Consider the following 15,198-nt stretch of genomic DNA (forward strand, 5'->3'; position numbering starts at 1 on the left):
AAGATAACTATCGCACAACCGATACCGACTCCAATCAGTAAGCATGGCTAATAGGAGTGGGTATGTTTGTATGGATCAGGAATATCCGTGTGGGTGCCAAATTGGCACTTGGTTTTGGCCTCGTACTGGGTCTGGCATTACTGTTGATCGTTGCCGGTTGGCATGCGTTGACCTCGCTGACCGAGCGGGGCGTAAAGATCGAGAACATTGTCAAAGTCGGCGAATACACCCGAGAGTTACGTATCGAGCGGTTACGGGCGGGCAGCAATACTCAGGTTGAAGCTTTGCAGCCCGTCTACAAGATTCTTGATCGGTTGGCCACTCACCTGGAAAGTATCAAAGGGCATTACAGCACGGCCGCTGATCAGGCGTTACTTGCCCAGCAAATTGACGCGGTCAAAGAGTACGCAAAACTTTTGCCTCAACTGAGTCAACCCGCGACCGACGTCAAAGCGTTGTACAGCCGTCTGGTGCAATTGGGCGATCGTCTGCTGACCACTTCCCAGGAATTGATCGAGGCGCAGAACAACAAGCGCGATGCCGATGCTACCGCCGCCAAGTCGCTGTTGGTCGGGCTCGGCATACTCGCGTTATTGATCGGCAGCCTGACCGCCTGGGTCATCACCCGACAAATCGTCGGCCCCCTGCGTCACACGCTGGAAGCCATGTCGCGCGTGTCCAAGGGCGATCTTAGCCACGACGTGAAAGTCGACCGACGCGACGAACTGGGCCAACTGCAATCGAGCCTGCAGCAAATGACCCTCGCGCTACGAGACTTGATCGGCGGCATCCGCCACAGTGTGGTACAGGTTGCCAGCGCCGCCGAGCAGTTGTCCGCGGTGACCGAAGAGACCAGCGCCGGGGTCAACAGCCAGAAAATGGAAACCGACCACGTCGCCACCGCCATGAACGAAATGACCGCGACCGTGCAAGACGTTGCTCGCAACGCCGAAGAAGCGAATCGGGCTGCGACCGTTGCCGATCAGCAGGCCAATGAAGGTGAGCAGGTGGTGGGCGATGCCATCGAGCGCATTGAGCGCCTGGCACAAGAGGTGGGCAGCTCAGCGAAGGCCGTGGCTCATCTGAAAGGGCAGAGCGACAAGATCGGTGGTGTGCTGGACGTGATCAAGGCCGTGGCACAACAGACCAACCTGCTGGCGCTGAACGCGGCCATTGAAGCGGCACGGGCCGGCGAGGCGGGGCGCGGCTTTGCGGTAGTGGCCGATGAAGTGCGCAACCTGGCCCAACGTACCCAGCGCTCCACCGAAGAAATCGAAAGCCTGATTGTCGGCATTCAAACCAGCACCGAAGCCGTTTCCGCGAGCATGGACACCAGCCTGGACATGAGCCAAAGCAGCGTGCAATTCACTCGGCGCGCCGGTGAGTCGCTCGAAGGCATCACGCGCACGGTGTCGACCATCCAGGCGATGAACCAGCAGATCGCCACGGCGGCGGAACAGCAGAGCGCAGTGGCCGAGGAGATCAACCGCAGCGTGATCAACGTGCGCGATATTTCCGATCAAACGGCCGGTGCCAGCGAGGAAACCGCCGCTTCCAGCATCGAGCTGGCGCGCCTTGGGCATGAGCTGGAAGTGCTGGTCGGGAAATTCACTGTCTGACCTGCCGCCCTGTAGGAGCGAGCATGCTCGCGATAGTCGTGAACGATACCGCTGGGTACCTGACACCCCGCGGCGGCCGTGACTCCATCGCGAGCATGCTCGCTCCTACAGGTTACAGGGCGCCAGGTCACTGACAATCAACTGCCTGATCCCTTCGAACAACTGATCATTCTGCTCCTGGGTGCAATCCTCGCCATATCGCTTGCGCAGCCCGTAATGGCTCAGGATCAGATGGACATCAGCGTGCAAGTCATGCTGTTTCAGGCAATTCTCCACGCATTGCAAAGGGCAACCATCCAGGGCATAGATCCTGCGTCCGGAGCGTGCCTTGTTGAGCAGCGACCCCACGTGCCCGCCAATGCCCGCAATGCAGGACATTTCTGCCACACCGCTGCGGTCCAGGCGCACAGCCAGGTTGTTGGCCAGTTGCGCGACGTTGGAACAGCCCGAGCAGGCGTAAACCAAGGGCAGCGTTGAAGGGGGCATGGGCATTCTCCTGTGGTGGACCGTCCCAGTGTGCAAGGTGCGAGGCGTTACACAATTGATTGCAATCAATTCGCCTACTGGAACGCCGCCAATGCCTCTTCATCGGCCAGCAAACGAATGTTGCGCCGCTCCATCGTAATCAACTCGCACTCCACCAGTCGGTGCAGGATTCGCGAGAACGTCTCCGGTTGAATCCCAAGCTTGGACGCCACCAGTCGCTTGGATACCTGCAAGGTGATCTGGCCGGTGGTGGGGTGACGTTCCTGCAGCAGGAAGTTGATCACCCGCCGGCTGGCACTGGCCATGGTCAGGGTGTCGATGTCGCGCAGACGCAGGTGCAGGTGGATGCTCATGCTCGCCAGGATTGCCAGGCAAACCTTTGGCGCATCTTCCAGGGCGTTGCGATAGTGCTGGCCGTCGATGGTCACCAGTACGCTGTCCTTGAGCGCCGTGGCGCTGACCGGGTATTGGCGCGCCTGGCTGAAGAGCAGGGCTTCGGCGAATGTCTGGCCGGGCTGGATGATTTCCACCAGGTTTTCCTGGCCTTCACCGGTCAGTCGATACAACTTGATTTGCCCGCTGATCAGCAGGAAAAAACGCTTGGCCGGGTCGCCCTGATGCATGAGCGTGTTGTGGCAGCTCAAACGCTTGAGCATGGCCAGCCCACAGACTTCCTCGAAGACTTTCTCCGGCAACTGGCTGAACAGGTGATGACGGCGCAACGTTAAAACAATGGATGGGTGGGTCAGCATGGCGTACCTCCGCTGTCGCTCATAGTAGAGAGCGCAGGCCGCTTGACCTATGCCTCTGCCGGCCTACCTCCAAGGAGGCATGCGTTTCAACCTGCACTGTGCAGGTGCTCCATGGCCCACACGGCCGCTTCGACCCTTGAGCGCAAACCGAGCTTGTGCAACAGGTTTTTCACATGCACCTTGACCGTGCCTTCGGTGATCCCCAGTTTGTGCCCGATCACCTTGTTGCTCAGGCCCGCGGCGATGGTCTTGAGCACCTGGCGCTCGCGCTCGGTCAGTTCCACCACGGCCTGGCGTGGCGGCGAGCGCAGGGCCTGGGCCATGACCCGGGTCAGCCCGGGGCTGACCACCAGCGTGCCGTTCATGGCATCGCGGATGTACTGGATCAGCAGTTCGGGCTCCATGTCCTTGAGCAGATAGCCGTCGGCATCCAGGCGCAAGGCGTCGCGGATGTCGTCTTCGGCATCCGAGACGGTGAACATCAGCACCTTGCCGGTGTAGTTCATGGCCCGCAGATGCCGCAGGGTCTGGATGCCGTTCATTTGCGGCATGTTGTTGTCGAGCAGCACCAGGTCCGGTTGCAAGGGCTCGATCAGGGTCAGCGCTTCTTCGCCATGGTTGGCTTCGCCGACGATCATGAAGTCGTCTTCGAGCTCGAGCATCTGGCGGATGCCGCGACGCATCATCGGATGATCGTCGACCAGCAGGATTCGGTGTTGGGTGTTCATGCGACGCTACCTTCAGTGTGCTGTCCGAGAAATTCCGGGCGGAACTCCAGTTGGACGAGGGTGCCCTGGGGCTCCCTGGAAAAAATGTGCAATTGCCCGCGCAGGCTGCGAGCGCGTTCATCCATGATGTTCAGGCCGTGGTGTTCGCGCTGGTCGACGTCGCCGCTGAAACCGCGTCCGTCGTCTTCCACCGAGAGCCGCACGGTTTCGCCGTCCTGGCGCAGCTCCAGCCAGGCGTTCTGTGCATGGGCGTGGCGCAGGCAGTTGGAGAGCGCTTCGCGGGTGATTTGCAGGATGTGGATCTGTTCGCTGGCCGACAGCTCGAAGGCCAGGGTGTCAACGTGCAGGTGCACCTTGAACTCGCCGCGACGGGTGAACTCCTCGGCGGCGTCCTTGAGCTCCTGGACCAGGCCGGCATCGTGGATCTGCAAGCGGAATGTGGTGAGCAGCTCGCGCAGTTGGCGATAGGCGTTGTTCAAGCCTTCGCGCAATTCCGAGGTGACGCTTTCCAGGGTGTGCACCGGTTCGCCCCGGCGCATCAGGGTCTGCATGCGGCTGACTTGCAGCTTCATGTACGACAGCGCCTGGGCGAGGGAGTCGTGCAGCTCGCGAGCGATGATCGTGCGCTCTTCGAGCAGCAGCAGGCGATGGTCCTGCTCCCGTTGGCGCTTGAGAGACAGCGAGGTGCCGATCAGGTTGGCCAGGGCCTGGATCAATTGAGTTTCCCAGGCCTGGGTCGGGTGACCGTCGATGAAGTGTGCCTTGAGTTCGCCTAATTGGCTGCCCTGGTTACTGATGCTGAAGGTCTGCTGGCTGGTGTTGTGATGCCGGTGGCACGTCGCGCAATCGCTGCTGGCGCAGACCTCGCGGCTGTTGGCACCGTGCAGTGCGATCAACTGTTGGGCAGGGGCCTGCGGCTGGCCCTGCAGGCACAGGGACAGGCGCAGGCCGGGCAGACGTTGCTGGAAGCGCCGGATCAGGTCATCCAGGCCTTCGGCGTTGGCCAGGCGCGTGGCCAGGTTACGGCTGCTCTGGTACAGCAGCTCCAGCGCCGCGTTGGCCTGTTGCAGGTTCAGGGTTTTTTGCTGAACCTGGCTCTCAAGGGTGCGATGGGATTCTTCGATGGTCTCGGCCATGGCGTTGAAACTGGTAGCCAGTTGGCCCAGTTCGTCATCGGACTGGTGGTTGACGCGCACCTGGAAATCGCCGCGACGAAAACGCTGGGTGGCATCCACCAACTCCCTGAGCGGAGAGACCACGCCGTACTGCAATTCATACAGGCCAATCAGCAGGATGAACATGGTGCTGAACAGCGCCATGCCCTGGATGAACTGTTGCCAACTTTGTTTCTGTTCGCTCTGGCGTTGCAGAAGGCTGACGAATTGGTTCAGCCGTTCGACGAAGGGTTGCGCCTCGGCCTGGAACGCCACGGCATCGCCACGCGCCAGCGCAGGGTGCAACACCTCGCTCCATTGCTGCTGGATCTGTCCGAAACTGATTTGCAGCGCGGTGGTCGGGCCGTCTTCCAGCACGGCCTTGAGCGACTGACTGTTGAGGCGCCGTTGCAGGCTGGTGGTGATGTCGGCGATTTCGCTGGCGGGGGCACCGGCGGCGAGTTTCCAACTCAGGTGGTAAGTCTCCATGCGCACTGAGCCGGCGGTATTGATGGCAGCGGCATCGCCCTGGCTGAACCAGGCGATCAGGCCGGCGCTCAGGGAGCTGGCGAGGGCGAGAACGGCGATCAGAATCACCGCGAGACCGGCGCGAGCGGGCAGGGAGCTGCGTAACCAGCGAATCATGGTCGCTGACCTTGGCAGAGCACTAAAAAACAAGGCATGGAGCATTCCCGGGTAGGTGGGCACCCGATCCCGGACGCGCTACCTCTAAAGAGTTGTCGACGGATCCTTGTCGACAGAACACTGGGTAGAAAAAGTTAAAACGCTGATAAACAAAGGGTTTTAGGCTTTTTCCTGGCTACCTCCAAAGAGGTAGATGGCGCCAGCATAGGCCTGAGGCCGAGGGGGCGACGTTGATACAGATCAAGTTTTTGCGGGGTAGGGCTCTTTAGTCTGCGGCCATGGCTAACTGACTGGGAGAACATCGTGAGCCAACCCCGTGTACAACAAGGCTTGGTGTTGGGTATGAGTACCCTGGCCTTCACCGTCTGTTTCATGGTCTGGATGATGTTTGCCGTGCTTGGAGTGCCGATCAAGGATCTGCTCCAGCTCAACGAAACTCAGTTTGGCCTGTTGGCCGCCACGCCGGTGCTGACCGGTTCCCTCGTACGTCTGCCACTGGGCCTGCTGACCGACCGGTTCGGCGGGCGCATCGTGTTCTTTCTGCTGATGCTGTCCTGCGTCGGCCCGCTCTACCTGATCAGTCACGCCACCGCCTACTGGCAGTTCCTGGTGCTGGGGCTCTTCGTCGGCCTGGCCGGTGGTTCCTTCTCGGTGGGCATTGCCTACGTCGCCAAGTGGTTCGACAAGGACAGCCAGGGTTTCGCCATGGGCGTGTTCGGTGCCGGTAACGCCGGTTCCGCGGTGACCAAGTTCCTCGCCCCGGCCTTGATTGCCGCTGGCAGTTGGCAGCTGGTGCCAAAAGTGTTCAGCGCCATCCTGTTTATTACGGCGTTGCTGTTCTGGTTCCTGAGTGCTGACAACAAGGCACACCGCAGTGCGTCGGGCGCCAGCCTCCGCGAACAACTGGCATCGCTGAAAGACCCGGCGGTGTGGCGCTACTGCCAGTACTACTCGATCGTCTTCGGTGGCTACGTCGCCCTGGCGTTGTGGATGACCAAATACTACGTGCAGGAATACGGTTTCAGCCTGCAAAGCGCGGCGCTGCTGGCCGCCTGCTTCTCCCTGCCTGGCGGCGTGTTGCGTGCCGTCGGTGGCTGGATGTCGGATCGGTGGGGCGCGCAGAGCGTGACCTGGTGGGTGCTGTGGGTGAGCTGGATCTGCCTGTTCCTGCTGTCGTACCCGCAAACCCAACTGCAGGTGCAGACCATCAATGGTCCGGTGGACTTCCACATCGGCCTGAGCCCTGCGCTGTTCACCGTGCTGCTGTTCGTCATGGGCATCGCCTTCGCATTCGGCAAGGCCTCGGTCTTCAAGTACATCGCTAACGACTATCCGAAAAACATGGGGGCGGTGTCCGGCATCGTCGGCCTGGCCGGCGGCCTGGGTGGTTTCGTCCTGCCGATCATGTTTGGCGCCCTGGTGGACCTCACCGGCGTGCGCTCCTCCTGTTTCATGCTGCTGTACGGGGTGGTCTGGGTGTCCCTGACCTGGATGTACATCAGCGAAGTACGCAAAAGCCAGGTGCTCGGTAAAGAACCGTCGCTGCCTCGCTCCTGAATTCCAGCCTTGCAAGGAGAACACCATGTCCGTTCTACAAAAGCCTGATAAAGGCCCGGTCATCCACGACTGGCGCCCCGAAGACCCGACTTTCTGGGGCCGCAGCGGTAAGAAAACCGCCACGCGCAACCTGTGGATCTCCATCCCCGCGCTGCTGTTGGCCTTTGCGGTGTGGATGGTGTGGAGCACGGTGATCGTGCGTCTGAACGCCATCGGCTTCAACTTCAGTACCGACCAGTTGTTCTGGCTGGCGGCATTGCCAGGGTTGTCCGGTGCTACGTTCCGCGTCTTCTATTCGTTCATGGTGCCGATCTTCGGTGGCCGTCGCTGGACCGCCCTGAGCACCGCGTCACTGCTGATCCCTTCGCTGTGGATGGGCTTTGCCGTACAGGACCCGAGCACTCCTTACAGCGTGTTCGTGTGGATCGCCTTGCTCTGCGGTTTTGGCGGCGGCAACTTCGCCTCCAGCATGTCCAACATCAGCTTCTTCTACCCGAAATCGCAACAAGGCACCGCGCTTGGCCTGAATGCCGGCCTGGGTAACCTGGGCGTGTCAGTGATGCAGTTCTGCGTGCCGCTGGTGATCACCTTCGGCGTGTTTGGCTTCCTCGGTGGCAAATCGCAAACCCTGCCGGACGGTGGTGAGTTGTGGTTGCAGAACGCCGGTTTCATCTGGGTGCCGTTCATTGTCCTGGTCACCCTGTTTGCCTGGTTCGGCATGAATGACCTGTCCAGCGCCCGCGCTTCGTTCAGCGAGCAGGCGGTGATCTTCAAACGCAAGCACAACTGGTTGATGTGCTGGCTGTACCTGGCCACTTTCGGTTCGTTCATTGGCTTTTCCGCAGCCTTCCCGCTGCTGATCAAGACGTCGTTCCCGGACGTCATTGCCCTGAAATTCGCCTTCCTCGGCCCGCTGGTTGGCGCCCTGGTGCGTCCATTGGGTGGCTGGCTGGCAGACAAGCTCGGCGGTGCGCGGGTGACCCTGTGGAACTTCGTGCTGATGATCGTGATGGTCTTTGGTGTCTTGCACTTCCTGCCAGTCAGCCACAACGGCGGCGCCGCCCAGGGCGGCAGCTTCTACGGCTTCCTGGGCATGTTCATGCTGCTGTTCATCACCACCGGCATCGGCAACGGCTCCACCTTCCGCATGATCCCGGTGATCTTCCGCACTCAGCACGAGAAAGCCTCGGCCGGCAAACCGCAAGCCGTGCGTGATCAAGCGCTCAAGGATGCCGGCAAGGAATCCGCCGCCGTGCTCGGCTTCAGCTCCGCCATGGGCGCCTTCGGTGCGTTCTTCATCCCTAAATCGTTCGGCACGTCGATGGCCCAGACCGGCGGCCCGGAGATGGCTTTCTACATGTTTGTCGGTTTTTACCTGAGCTGCATCGTCGTGACCTGGTGGTGCTACGCGCGCAAAGGCGCCGCGAACCCCTGCTGATACGACCCCCATCCAACCATTGCGTGGGCGGGGCGCAGAACCCCGCAGCAAGCCTGAGAGGACATAACCTTGAGTCATTTACTGGATCAACTGCGGTTTTTCAATCGCAAGCAAAGCGAGTTTTCCGACGGTCATGGCGAGACCCGCAAGGAGTCTCGCGACTGGGAGAACGTCTACCGTTCCCGCTGGCAGTACGACAAGATCGTGCGTTCCACCCACGGGGTGAACTGCACCGGGTCCTGCTCGTGGAAAATCTACGTGAAGAACGGCCTGATCACCTGGGAAACCCAGCAGACCGACTACCCGCGGACCCGCAACGACTTGCCCAACCATGAACCCCGTGGTTGCCCGCGTGGTGCGAGCTACAGCTGGTACATCTACAGCGCCAACCGCCTCAAGTACCCGAAAATCCGCAAGCCGCTGCTCAAGCTGTGGCGTGAAGCGCGCCTGACCATGGCGCCCGTGGAAGCCTGGGCGAGCATCGTCGAGAACAAGGCCAAGGCCGACTCGTACAAGAGCAAGCGCGGCATGGGTGGTTTCATTCGTTCGAGCTGGGATGAAGTCAACGAAATCATCGCCGCATCCAACGTCTATACCATCAAGACCTACGGCCCCGACCGGGTGGTCGGCTTCTCGCCTATCCCGGCGATGTCGATGGTCAGCTACGCCGCGGGTGCCCGTTACCTGTCGCTGATCGGCGGCGCCTGCCTGAGCTTCTACGACTGGTACTGCGACTTGCCGCCAGCCTCGCCAATGGTATGGGGCGAGCAGACCGACGTGCCGGAATCGGCCGACTGGTACAACTCCAACTACATCATCGCCTGGGGCTCCAACGTTCCGCAGACCCGTACCCCCGACGCGCACTTCTTTACTGAAGTTCGCTACAAGGGCACCAAGACTGTGGCGATCACCCCGGACTACTCGGAAGTCGCCAAGCTCACCGACCTGTGGCTGAACCCGAAACAGGGGACCGACGCGGCGCTGGCGCAAGCGTTCAACCATGTCATCTTCAAAGAATTCCACCTGGACAAGCCGAGCGCCTACTTCACCGAGTATGCCAAGCGCTTCACCGACTTGCCGGTGCTGGTCCTGCTCAAGCCAACGGCGGATGCGACCCAGGCAGCCGGTTACCAACCGGACCGCTTCCTGCGCGCCAGTGACCTGACCGACAACCTCGGCCAGGACAACAACCCGGAATGGAAAACCATCGCCCTGGACGCGAATGGCGAATTGGTGTCGCCGCAAGGCTCCATCGGTTATCGCTGGGGCGAGAAGGGCAAGTGGAACATTCTGCCGCGTGAAGGCGGCGAAGGTCGCGAGATCGACCTGAAGCTCAGCCTGATCGGCGAAGACGTGGCCGAAGTGGCGTTCCCGTACTTTGCCGGTGAGTCGCAAGAGCACTTCGAACACGTCGCTGGCGAGGCCATCCAGTACCGCCGTGTGCCGGTACACAGCGTGACCCTGGCCGACGGCAGCGTGGCGAAAGTCGCCACCGTGTTTGACCTCTCGGCCGCCAACCTGGCGATCGACCGTGGCCTGGGTGGCGCCAACGTCGCCAAGGACTACAACGACGCCTCGGTGCCTGGCACCCCGGCCTGGCAGGAGCAGATCACCGGCGTCAGCCGTGAAAAAGCCATTCAGATCGCCCGTGAGTTCGCCGACAACGCCGACAAAACCAAAGGTCGTTCCATGATCATCGTCGGCGCGGCGATGAACCACTGGTACCACATGGACATGAACTACCGCGGGCTGATCAATATGCTCATGCTCTGCGGTTGTGTCGGCCAGACCGGTGGCGGTTGGGCACACTACGTGGGCCAGGAAAAACTGCGTCCGCAGTGCGGCTGGCTGCCACTGGCCTTCGGCCTGGACTGGAACCGTCCGCCACGCCAGATGAACGGCACCAGCTTCTTCTACGCGCACAGCTCGCAATGGCGCCACGAGAAGATGAGCATGCACGACATATTGTCGCCATTGGCCGACAAGTCGCAGTTCCCCGAACATGCCCTGGACTACAACATCCGCGCCGAACGCGCCGGCTGGTTGCCGAGCGCGCCGCAACTCAACACCAACCCGCTGAACATCTGCCGCGATGCCGCAGCCGCTGGCATGGACCCCAAAGACTACGTGGTCAAGTCGTGGCAGGACGGTTCGCTGCGCTTTGCCTGCGAACAGCCGGACAGCCCGGTCAACTTCCCGCGCAACATGTTCATCTGGCGTTCCAACCTGCTGGGCTCCTCGGGCAAGGGCCACGAGTACATGCTCAAGTACCTGCTGGGTACCAAGAACGGGGTGATGAACGAAGACATCGGCCAGGTGGGCGACTGCAAACCTGAAGAAGCCGAATGGGTCGATCAGGGCTCCATCGGCAAGCTTGACCTGGTGACCACCCTGGACTTCCGCATGTCCTCGACCTGCGTCTATTCCGACATCGTGTTGCCGACCGCAACCTGGTACGAAAAAGACGACATGAACACCTCGGACATGCACCCGTTCATTCACCCGCTGTCGGCCGCCATCGACCCGGCCTGGGAATCGCGTTCCGACTGGGAAATCTACAAAGGCATCGCCAAGGCGTTTTCCGCCATGTCCGAAGGGCACCTGGGTGTCGAGAAAGACCTGGTGACCGTTCCCCTGATGCACGATAGCGTGGGCGAACTGGCCCAGCCGTTCGGCGGCACCGACTGGAAAACCGCCGGTGTGGCCCCGCAACCGGGCAAGAACGCACCGAACCTGCAAGTGGTCGAGCGTGACTACACCAACATCTACAAGCAGTTCACCTCGCTGGGCCCTTTGCTTGAGAAACACGGCAACGGCGGCAAGGGCATCAACTGGAACACCGAAGAGGAAGTGGAATTCCTCGGCGAGCTGAACCACCACGAAACCGCTGACGGTATCAGCCAGGGTCGGCCAAAAATCGACACGGCCATCGACGCTGCCGAAGTGATCCTGTCCCTGGCTCCGGAAACCAACGGCCACGTAGCGGTCAAGGCCTGGGCGGCGCTGTCGGAATTCACCGGCATCGACCACAGCCACCTGGCGGTGTCCAAGGCCCACGAAGCGATTCGTTTCCGCGACATCCAGGCGCAGCCGCGCAAGATCATCTCCAGCCCGACCTGGTCGGGGCTCGAGGATGAACACGTCAGCTACAACGCCGGCTACACCAACGTGCACGAAGACATCCCGTGGCGCACCATCACCGGTCGCCAGCAGTTCTACCAGGATCACCCGTGGATGCAGGCGTTCGGCGAGCAGTTCATGAACTATCGCCCACCGGTCAACACCCGCACCATTGCCGGCGTCAAAGGCAAGCGTGGCAACGGCGAGACCGAAATCGTCCTGAACTGGATCACTCCGCACCAGAAGTGGGGCATCCACAGTACCTACACCGACAACCTGCTGATGCTCACCCTGAGCCGTGGCGGCCCGATTGTCTGGCTCTCGGAGAACGACGCCAAGCGCGCCAACATCGAGGACAACGACTGGGTCGAGTGCTTCAACGCCAACGGTGCACTGACCGCCCGAGCGGTGGTCAGCCAGCGCGTGAAAGACGGCATGGTGATCATGTACCACGCCCAGGAACGGATCGTGAACGTGCCGGGTGCGCAGACCACCAAGACCCGTGGCGGCCACCACAACTCGGTGACCCGCGTGGTGCTCAAGCCGACCCACATGATCGGCGGCTACGCGCAGCAGGCCTACGGTTTCAACTACTACGGCACCGTCGGATGCAACCGCGACGAATTCGTGGTGGTGCGCAAAATGTCCAAAATTGACTGGCTCGATGGCACCGACGGCGATGCCTTGCCGCGTCCACTGCCGACCGACATCGAGGAGAACTGAGATGAAGATTCGCTCACAAATCGGCATGGTCCTGAACCTGGACAAATGCATCGGCTGCCACACCTGCTCGATCACTTGCAAAAACGTCTGGACCAGCCGCGAAGGCATGGAGTACGCCTGGTTCAACAACGTTGAAACCAAACCCGGCATCGGCTACCCCAAAGAATGGGAAAACCAGGACAAGTGGAAGGGCGGCTGGATCCGCAACGCCAATGGCTCGATCAACCCGCGCATCGGCGGCAAGTTCCGCGTGCTGGCGAACATCTTCGCCAACCCGGACCTGCCGAGCCTGGACGACTACTACGAGCCGTTCGACTTCGACTATCAGCACCTGCACACCGCGCCCTTGGGCGAGCACCAGCCGGTAGCACGTCCACGCTCGCTGGTCTCCGGCAAGCGCATGGAGAAAATCGAGTGGGGCCCGAACTGGGAAGAGATCCTCGGCACTGAGTTCGCCAAGCGTCGCAAGGACAAGAACTTCGACAAGATCCAGGCGGACATCTATGGCGAGTACGAAAACACCTTCATGATGTACCTGCCGCGCCTGTGCGAGCACTGCCTGAACCCGGCGTGCGCGGCATCGTGCCCGAGCGGTGCGATCTACAAGCGTGAAGAAGACGGCATCGTCCTGATCGACCAGGAAAAGTGCCGTGGCTGGCGGATGTGCATCAGCGGTTGCCCGTACAAGAAGATTTACTTCAACTGGAAAAGCGGTAAATCCGAGAAGTGCATCTTCTGCTACCCACGGATCGAAGCTGGCATGCCGACCGTCTGCGCCGAAACTTGCGTAGGGCGTATCCGTTACCTGGGCGTGTTGCTGTATGACGCCGACCGTATCAGCGAAGTGGCGAGCACCGCCAACGAGCAGGACCTGTACGAGAAACAACTGGAGATTTTCCTCGATCCAAACGACCCGGCGGTCATTCGCCAGGCCCTGGCCGACGGCGTTCCGCAATCGGTGATCGACTCCGCCCAGCGCTCGCCGGTCTACAAAATGGCCGTGGACTGGAAACTCGCACTGCCGCTGCACCCGGAATACCGCACCTTGCCAATGGTTTGGTACGTACCACCGCTCTCGCCGATTCAAAACGCTGCCGAGGCTGGCACCGTTGGCATGAACGGGGTGATCCCGGACGTCGACAGCCTGCGTATTCCGCTGCGCTACCTGGCTAACCTGCTGACCGCCGGCGACGAAAAACCGGTCAAGCGTGCGCTCAAGCGCCTGCTGGCCATGCGCGCCTACAAACGTAGCGAGCAGGTCGATGGCGTCAAGGACATGCAAGTGCTGGCGGATGTCGGCCTGAGCGTGAACCAGGTCGAGGAGATGTATCGCTACCTGGCCATCGCCAACTACGAAGATCGTTTCGTGGTGCCGAGCGCCCACCGTGAAGACGCCATGAGCGACGCGTTCGCCGAGCGTTCCGGTTGCGGCTTCAGCTTCGGCAGCGGTTGCAGCGGCAGTTCCGACACCAACATGTTCGGGGCGAAGAAAGCCAACCGTCGCGACATCCTCAAAACCGTCCAGTTGTGGGAGGACTGAGCATGCAAATCCTCAAAGTGATTTCGTTGTTGCTCGATTACCCGACCGAAACCCTGGTCAGCGGCCGTGATGAGCTCGAGCAGGCGATTCACCAGTCCCGGGAAATCAGCCCGAAACAGCGTGGTGCCTTGTTCGAGTTGTTGGAGCTGATCTGCGGCAATGACCTGATGGACGGACAGGAGCACTACGGTGCCCTGTTCGGCCGGGGCCGCTCGCTGTCGCTGCTGCTGTTCGAACACGTGCACGGCGAGTCCCGCGACCGTGGCCAGGCCATGGTCGACATGATGGCGCAGTACGAAGAAGCCGGGTTTGCCATCGGCGTCAAGGAGCTGCCGGACTACATCCCGCTGTACCTGGAGTATCTGTCCACCCGCGAAGATGGCGAGGCCCGCGAGGGCCTGGCGGATGTCGCGCACTTGCTGGCCTTGCTCGCGGCGCGCCTGGAGGAGCGTGAAAGCGCCTACGCCAGTTGCTTCCGTGCGCTGCTGCAGATTGCCGGCACCGAGCCGCACCAGGCCGTGGCCGACCTGCGTGAGCAGGTCGCCGCCGAGAAACGCGACGACTCCCTCGAAGCCCTGGACAAAGTCTGGGAAGAGGAGGCCGTGGACTTCCTCAAGGCCGAGCAGCAGGAGCGCTGCGGCTCGATGCCAAGCGCACCGGGCAAGGCCCGGGAAGAAAGCGCAGTGCCGTTGCACTGGGTGGATTTTCAGCATGAAGGGCAGGCCGCCGTGCCTGCCAAGGAGGCACGCAATGTCTAAATGGAATCTGTTGGTGTTCGGGATCTATCCCTACGTGGCGTTGGCGATTTGCCTGATTGGCAGTTGGGCACGTTTCGACCTGTCGCAATACACCTGGAAGGCGGGCTCCAGCCAGATGCTCAACGGACGCGGCATGCGCGTGGCGAGCAACTTCTTCCACGTTGGCGTGCTGTTCGTGCTGGCGGGCCACTTCGTCGGCCTGCTGACCCCGGCGTCGATCTATCACCATGTGATCAGCACCGAGCACAAGCAATTGCTGGCGATGGTGTCCGGCGGCTTCTTTGGCCTGTTGTGCCTGATCGGCTTGCTGATGCTGATCAAACGTCGCCTGACCGACCCACGGGTGCGCGCCACTTCCAGCACGTCGGACATCCTGATCCTGTTCGTGCTCCTGGCGCAATTGCTGTTGGGCCTGCTGACCATCGTTGCCTCTACTGCGCATATGGACGGTTCGGTGATGGTGATGCTCGCCGACTGGGCGCAGAACACCGTGATGCTGCGCCCGATCGAGGCGGCAGCGTCCATCGCTCCGGTTGGCCTGACCTACAAACTGCACGTGTTCCTGGGCCTGACCCTGTTCGTGCTGTTCCCGTTCACCCGTCTGGTGCACATCGTCAGCGCGCCGGTCTGGTACCTGGGACGTCGTTATCAAATCGTTCGGCAGAAATTCTGAGGAGG

11 protein-coding genes are annotated in these 15,198 nt (G+C 61.1%); 7 read left to right on the forward strand and 4 right to left on the reverse strand.

Annotated features, from left to right (window positions below; translation table 11 throughout):
- The first annotated feature begins 62 nt into the window (after nt 1-62).
- The gene (locus AB4N33_RS05850; RefSeq protein WP_476456687.1) at nt 63-1,619 is read left to right on the forward strand and encodes a methyl-accepting chemotaxis protein; all 1,557 of its coding nucleotides are present in this window, start codon (nt 63-65) and stop codon (nt 1,617-1,619) included.
- Nucleotides 1,620-1,724: 105 nt separating this feature from the next.
- On the opposite strand, the gene AB4N33_RS05855 is transcribed toward AB4N33_RS05850, so the two are convergent.
- From AB4N33_RS05855 to AB4N33_RS05870, 4 genes are all read right to left on the reverse strand, one after another.
- The gene (locus tag AB4N33_RS05855; RefSeq protein WP_476456688.1) at nt 1,725-2,105 is read right to left on the reverse strand and encodes a putative zinc-binding protein; all 381 of its coding nucleotides are present in this window, start codon (nt 2,103-2,105) and stop codon (nt 1,725-1,727) included.
- A 74-nt stretch (nt 2,106-2,179) separates the two neighbouring features.
- The gene (locus AB4N33_RS05860; RefSeq protein WP_476456689.1) at nt 2,180-2,857 is read right to left on the reverse strand and encodes a Crp/Fnr family transcriptional regulator; all 678 of its coding nucleotides are present in this window, start codon (nt 2,855-2,857) and stop codon (nt 2,180-2,182) included.
- 86 nt (nt 2,858-2,943) lie between these two features.
- Nucleotides 2,944-3,585 carry a two-component system response regulator NarL gene (gene narL, locus AB4N33_RS05865; protein ID WP_460124179.1) on the reverse strand — a complete coding sequence of 214 codons (642 nt, stop codon included), beginning with the start codon at nt 3,583-3,585 and terminating at the stop codon, nt 2,944-2,946.
- On the reverse strand, nt 3,582-5,384 hold the full coding sequence (locus tag AB4N33_RS05870; protein WP_476456690.1) for a HAMP domain-containing protein: 1,803 nt from the start codon (nt 5,382-5,384) through the stop codon (nt 3,582-3,584). The genes narL and AB4N33_RS05870 overlap by 4 nt, the downstream gene beginning before the upstream one ends.
- Before the next feature lie 303 nt (nt 5,385-5,687).
- On the opposite strand from AB4N33_RS05870, the gene AB4N33_RS05875 reads away from it, so the two are divergent.
- From AB4N33_RS05875 to narI, 6 genes are all read left to right on the forward strand, one after another.
- On the forward strand, nt 5,688-6,941 hold the full coding sequence (locus AB4N33_RS05875; RefSeq protein WP_460141609.1) for an MFS transporter: 1,254 nt from the start codon (nt 5,688-5,690) through the stop codon (nt 6,939-6,941).
- Between the two features lie 25 nt (nt 6,942-6,966).
- A complete protein-coding gene (locus AB4N33_RS05880) occupies nt 6,967-8,379 on the forward strand; it encodes a NarK family nitrate/nitrite MFS transporter (RefSeq protein WP_460124187.1) in 1,413 nt (470 codons plus the stop codon).
- Nucleotides 8,380-8,448: 69 nt separating this feature from the next.
- On the forward strand, nt 8,449-12,222 hold the full coding sequence (locus AB4N33_RS05885) for a nitrate reductase subunit alpha (protein ID WP_476456691.1): 3,774 nt from the start codon (nt 8,449-8,451) through the stop codon (nt 12,220-12,222).
- 1 nt (nt 12,223) lies between these two features.
- Nucleotides 12,224-13,762 (forward strand): nitrate reductase subunit beta, encoded by a 1,539-nt coding sequence (gene narH / locus AB4N33_RS05890; protein ID WP_460124193.1) that lies wholly within the window; start codon nt 12,224-12,226, stop codon nt 13,760-13,762.
- A gap of 2 nt (nt 13,763-13,764) precedes the next feature.
- On the forward strand, nt 13,765-14,520 hold the full coding sequence (gene narJ / locus AB4N33_RS05895) for a nitrate reductase molybdenum cofactor assembly chaperone (RefSeq protein WP_460124195.1): 756 nt from the start codon (nt 13,765-13,767) through the stop codon (nt 14,518-14,520).
- Nucleotides 14,513-15,193: a respiratory nitrate reductase subunit gamma gene (gene narI, locus AB4N33_RS05900; RefSeq protein ID WP_460124197.1), complete on the forward strand. Its 681-nt coding sequence runs from the start codon at nt 14,513-14,515 to the stop codon at nt 15,191-15,193. The genes narJ and narI overlap by 8 nt, the downstream gene beginning before the upstream one ends.
- The last annotated feature ends 5 nt before the right edge of the window (nt 15,194-15,198 follow it).

The organism is Pseudomonas sp. S1_E05 (genome assembly GCF_056337105.1).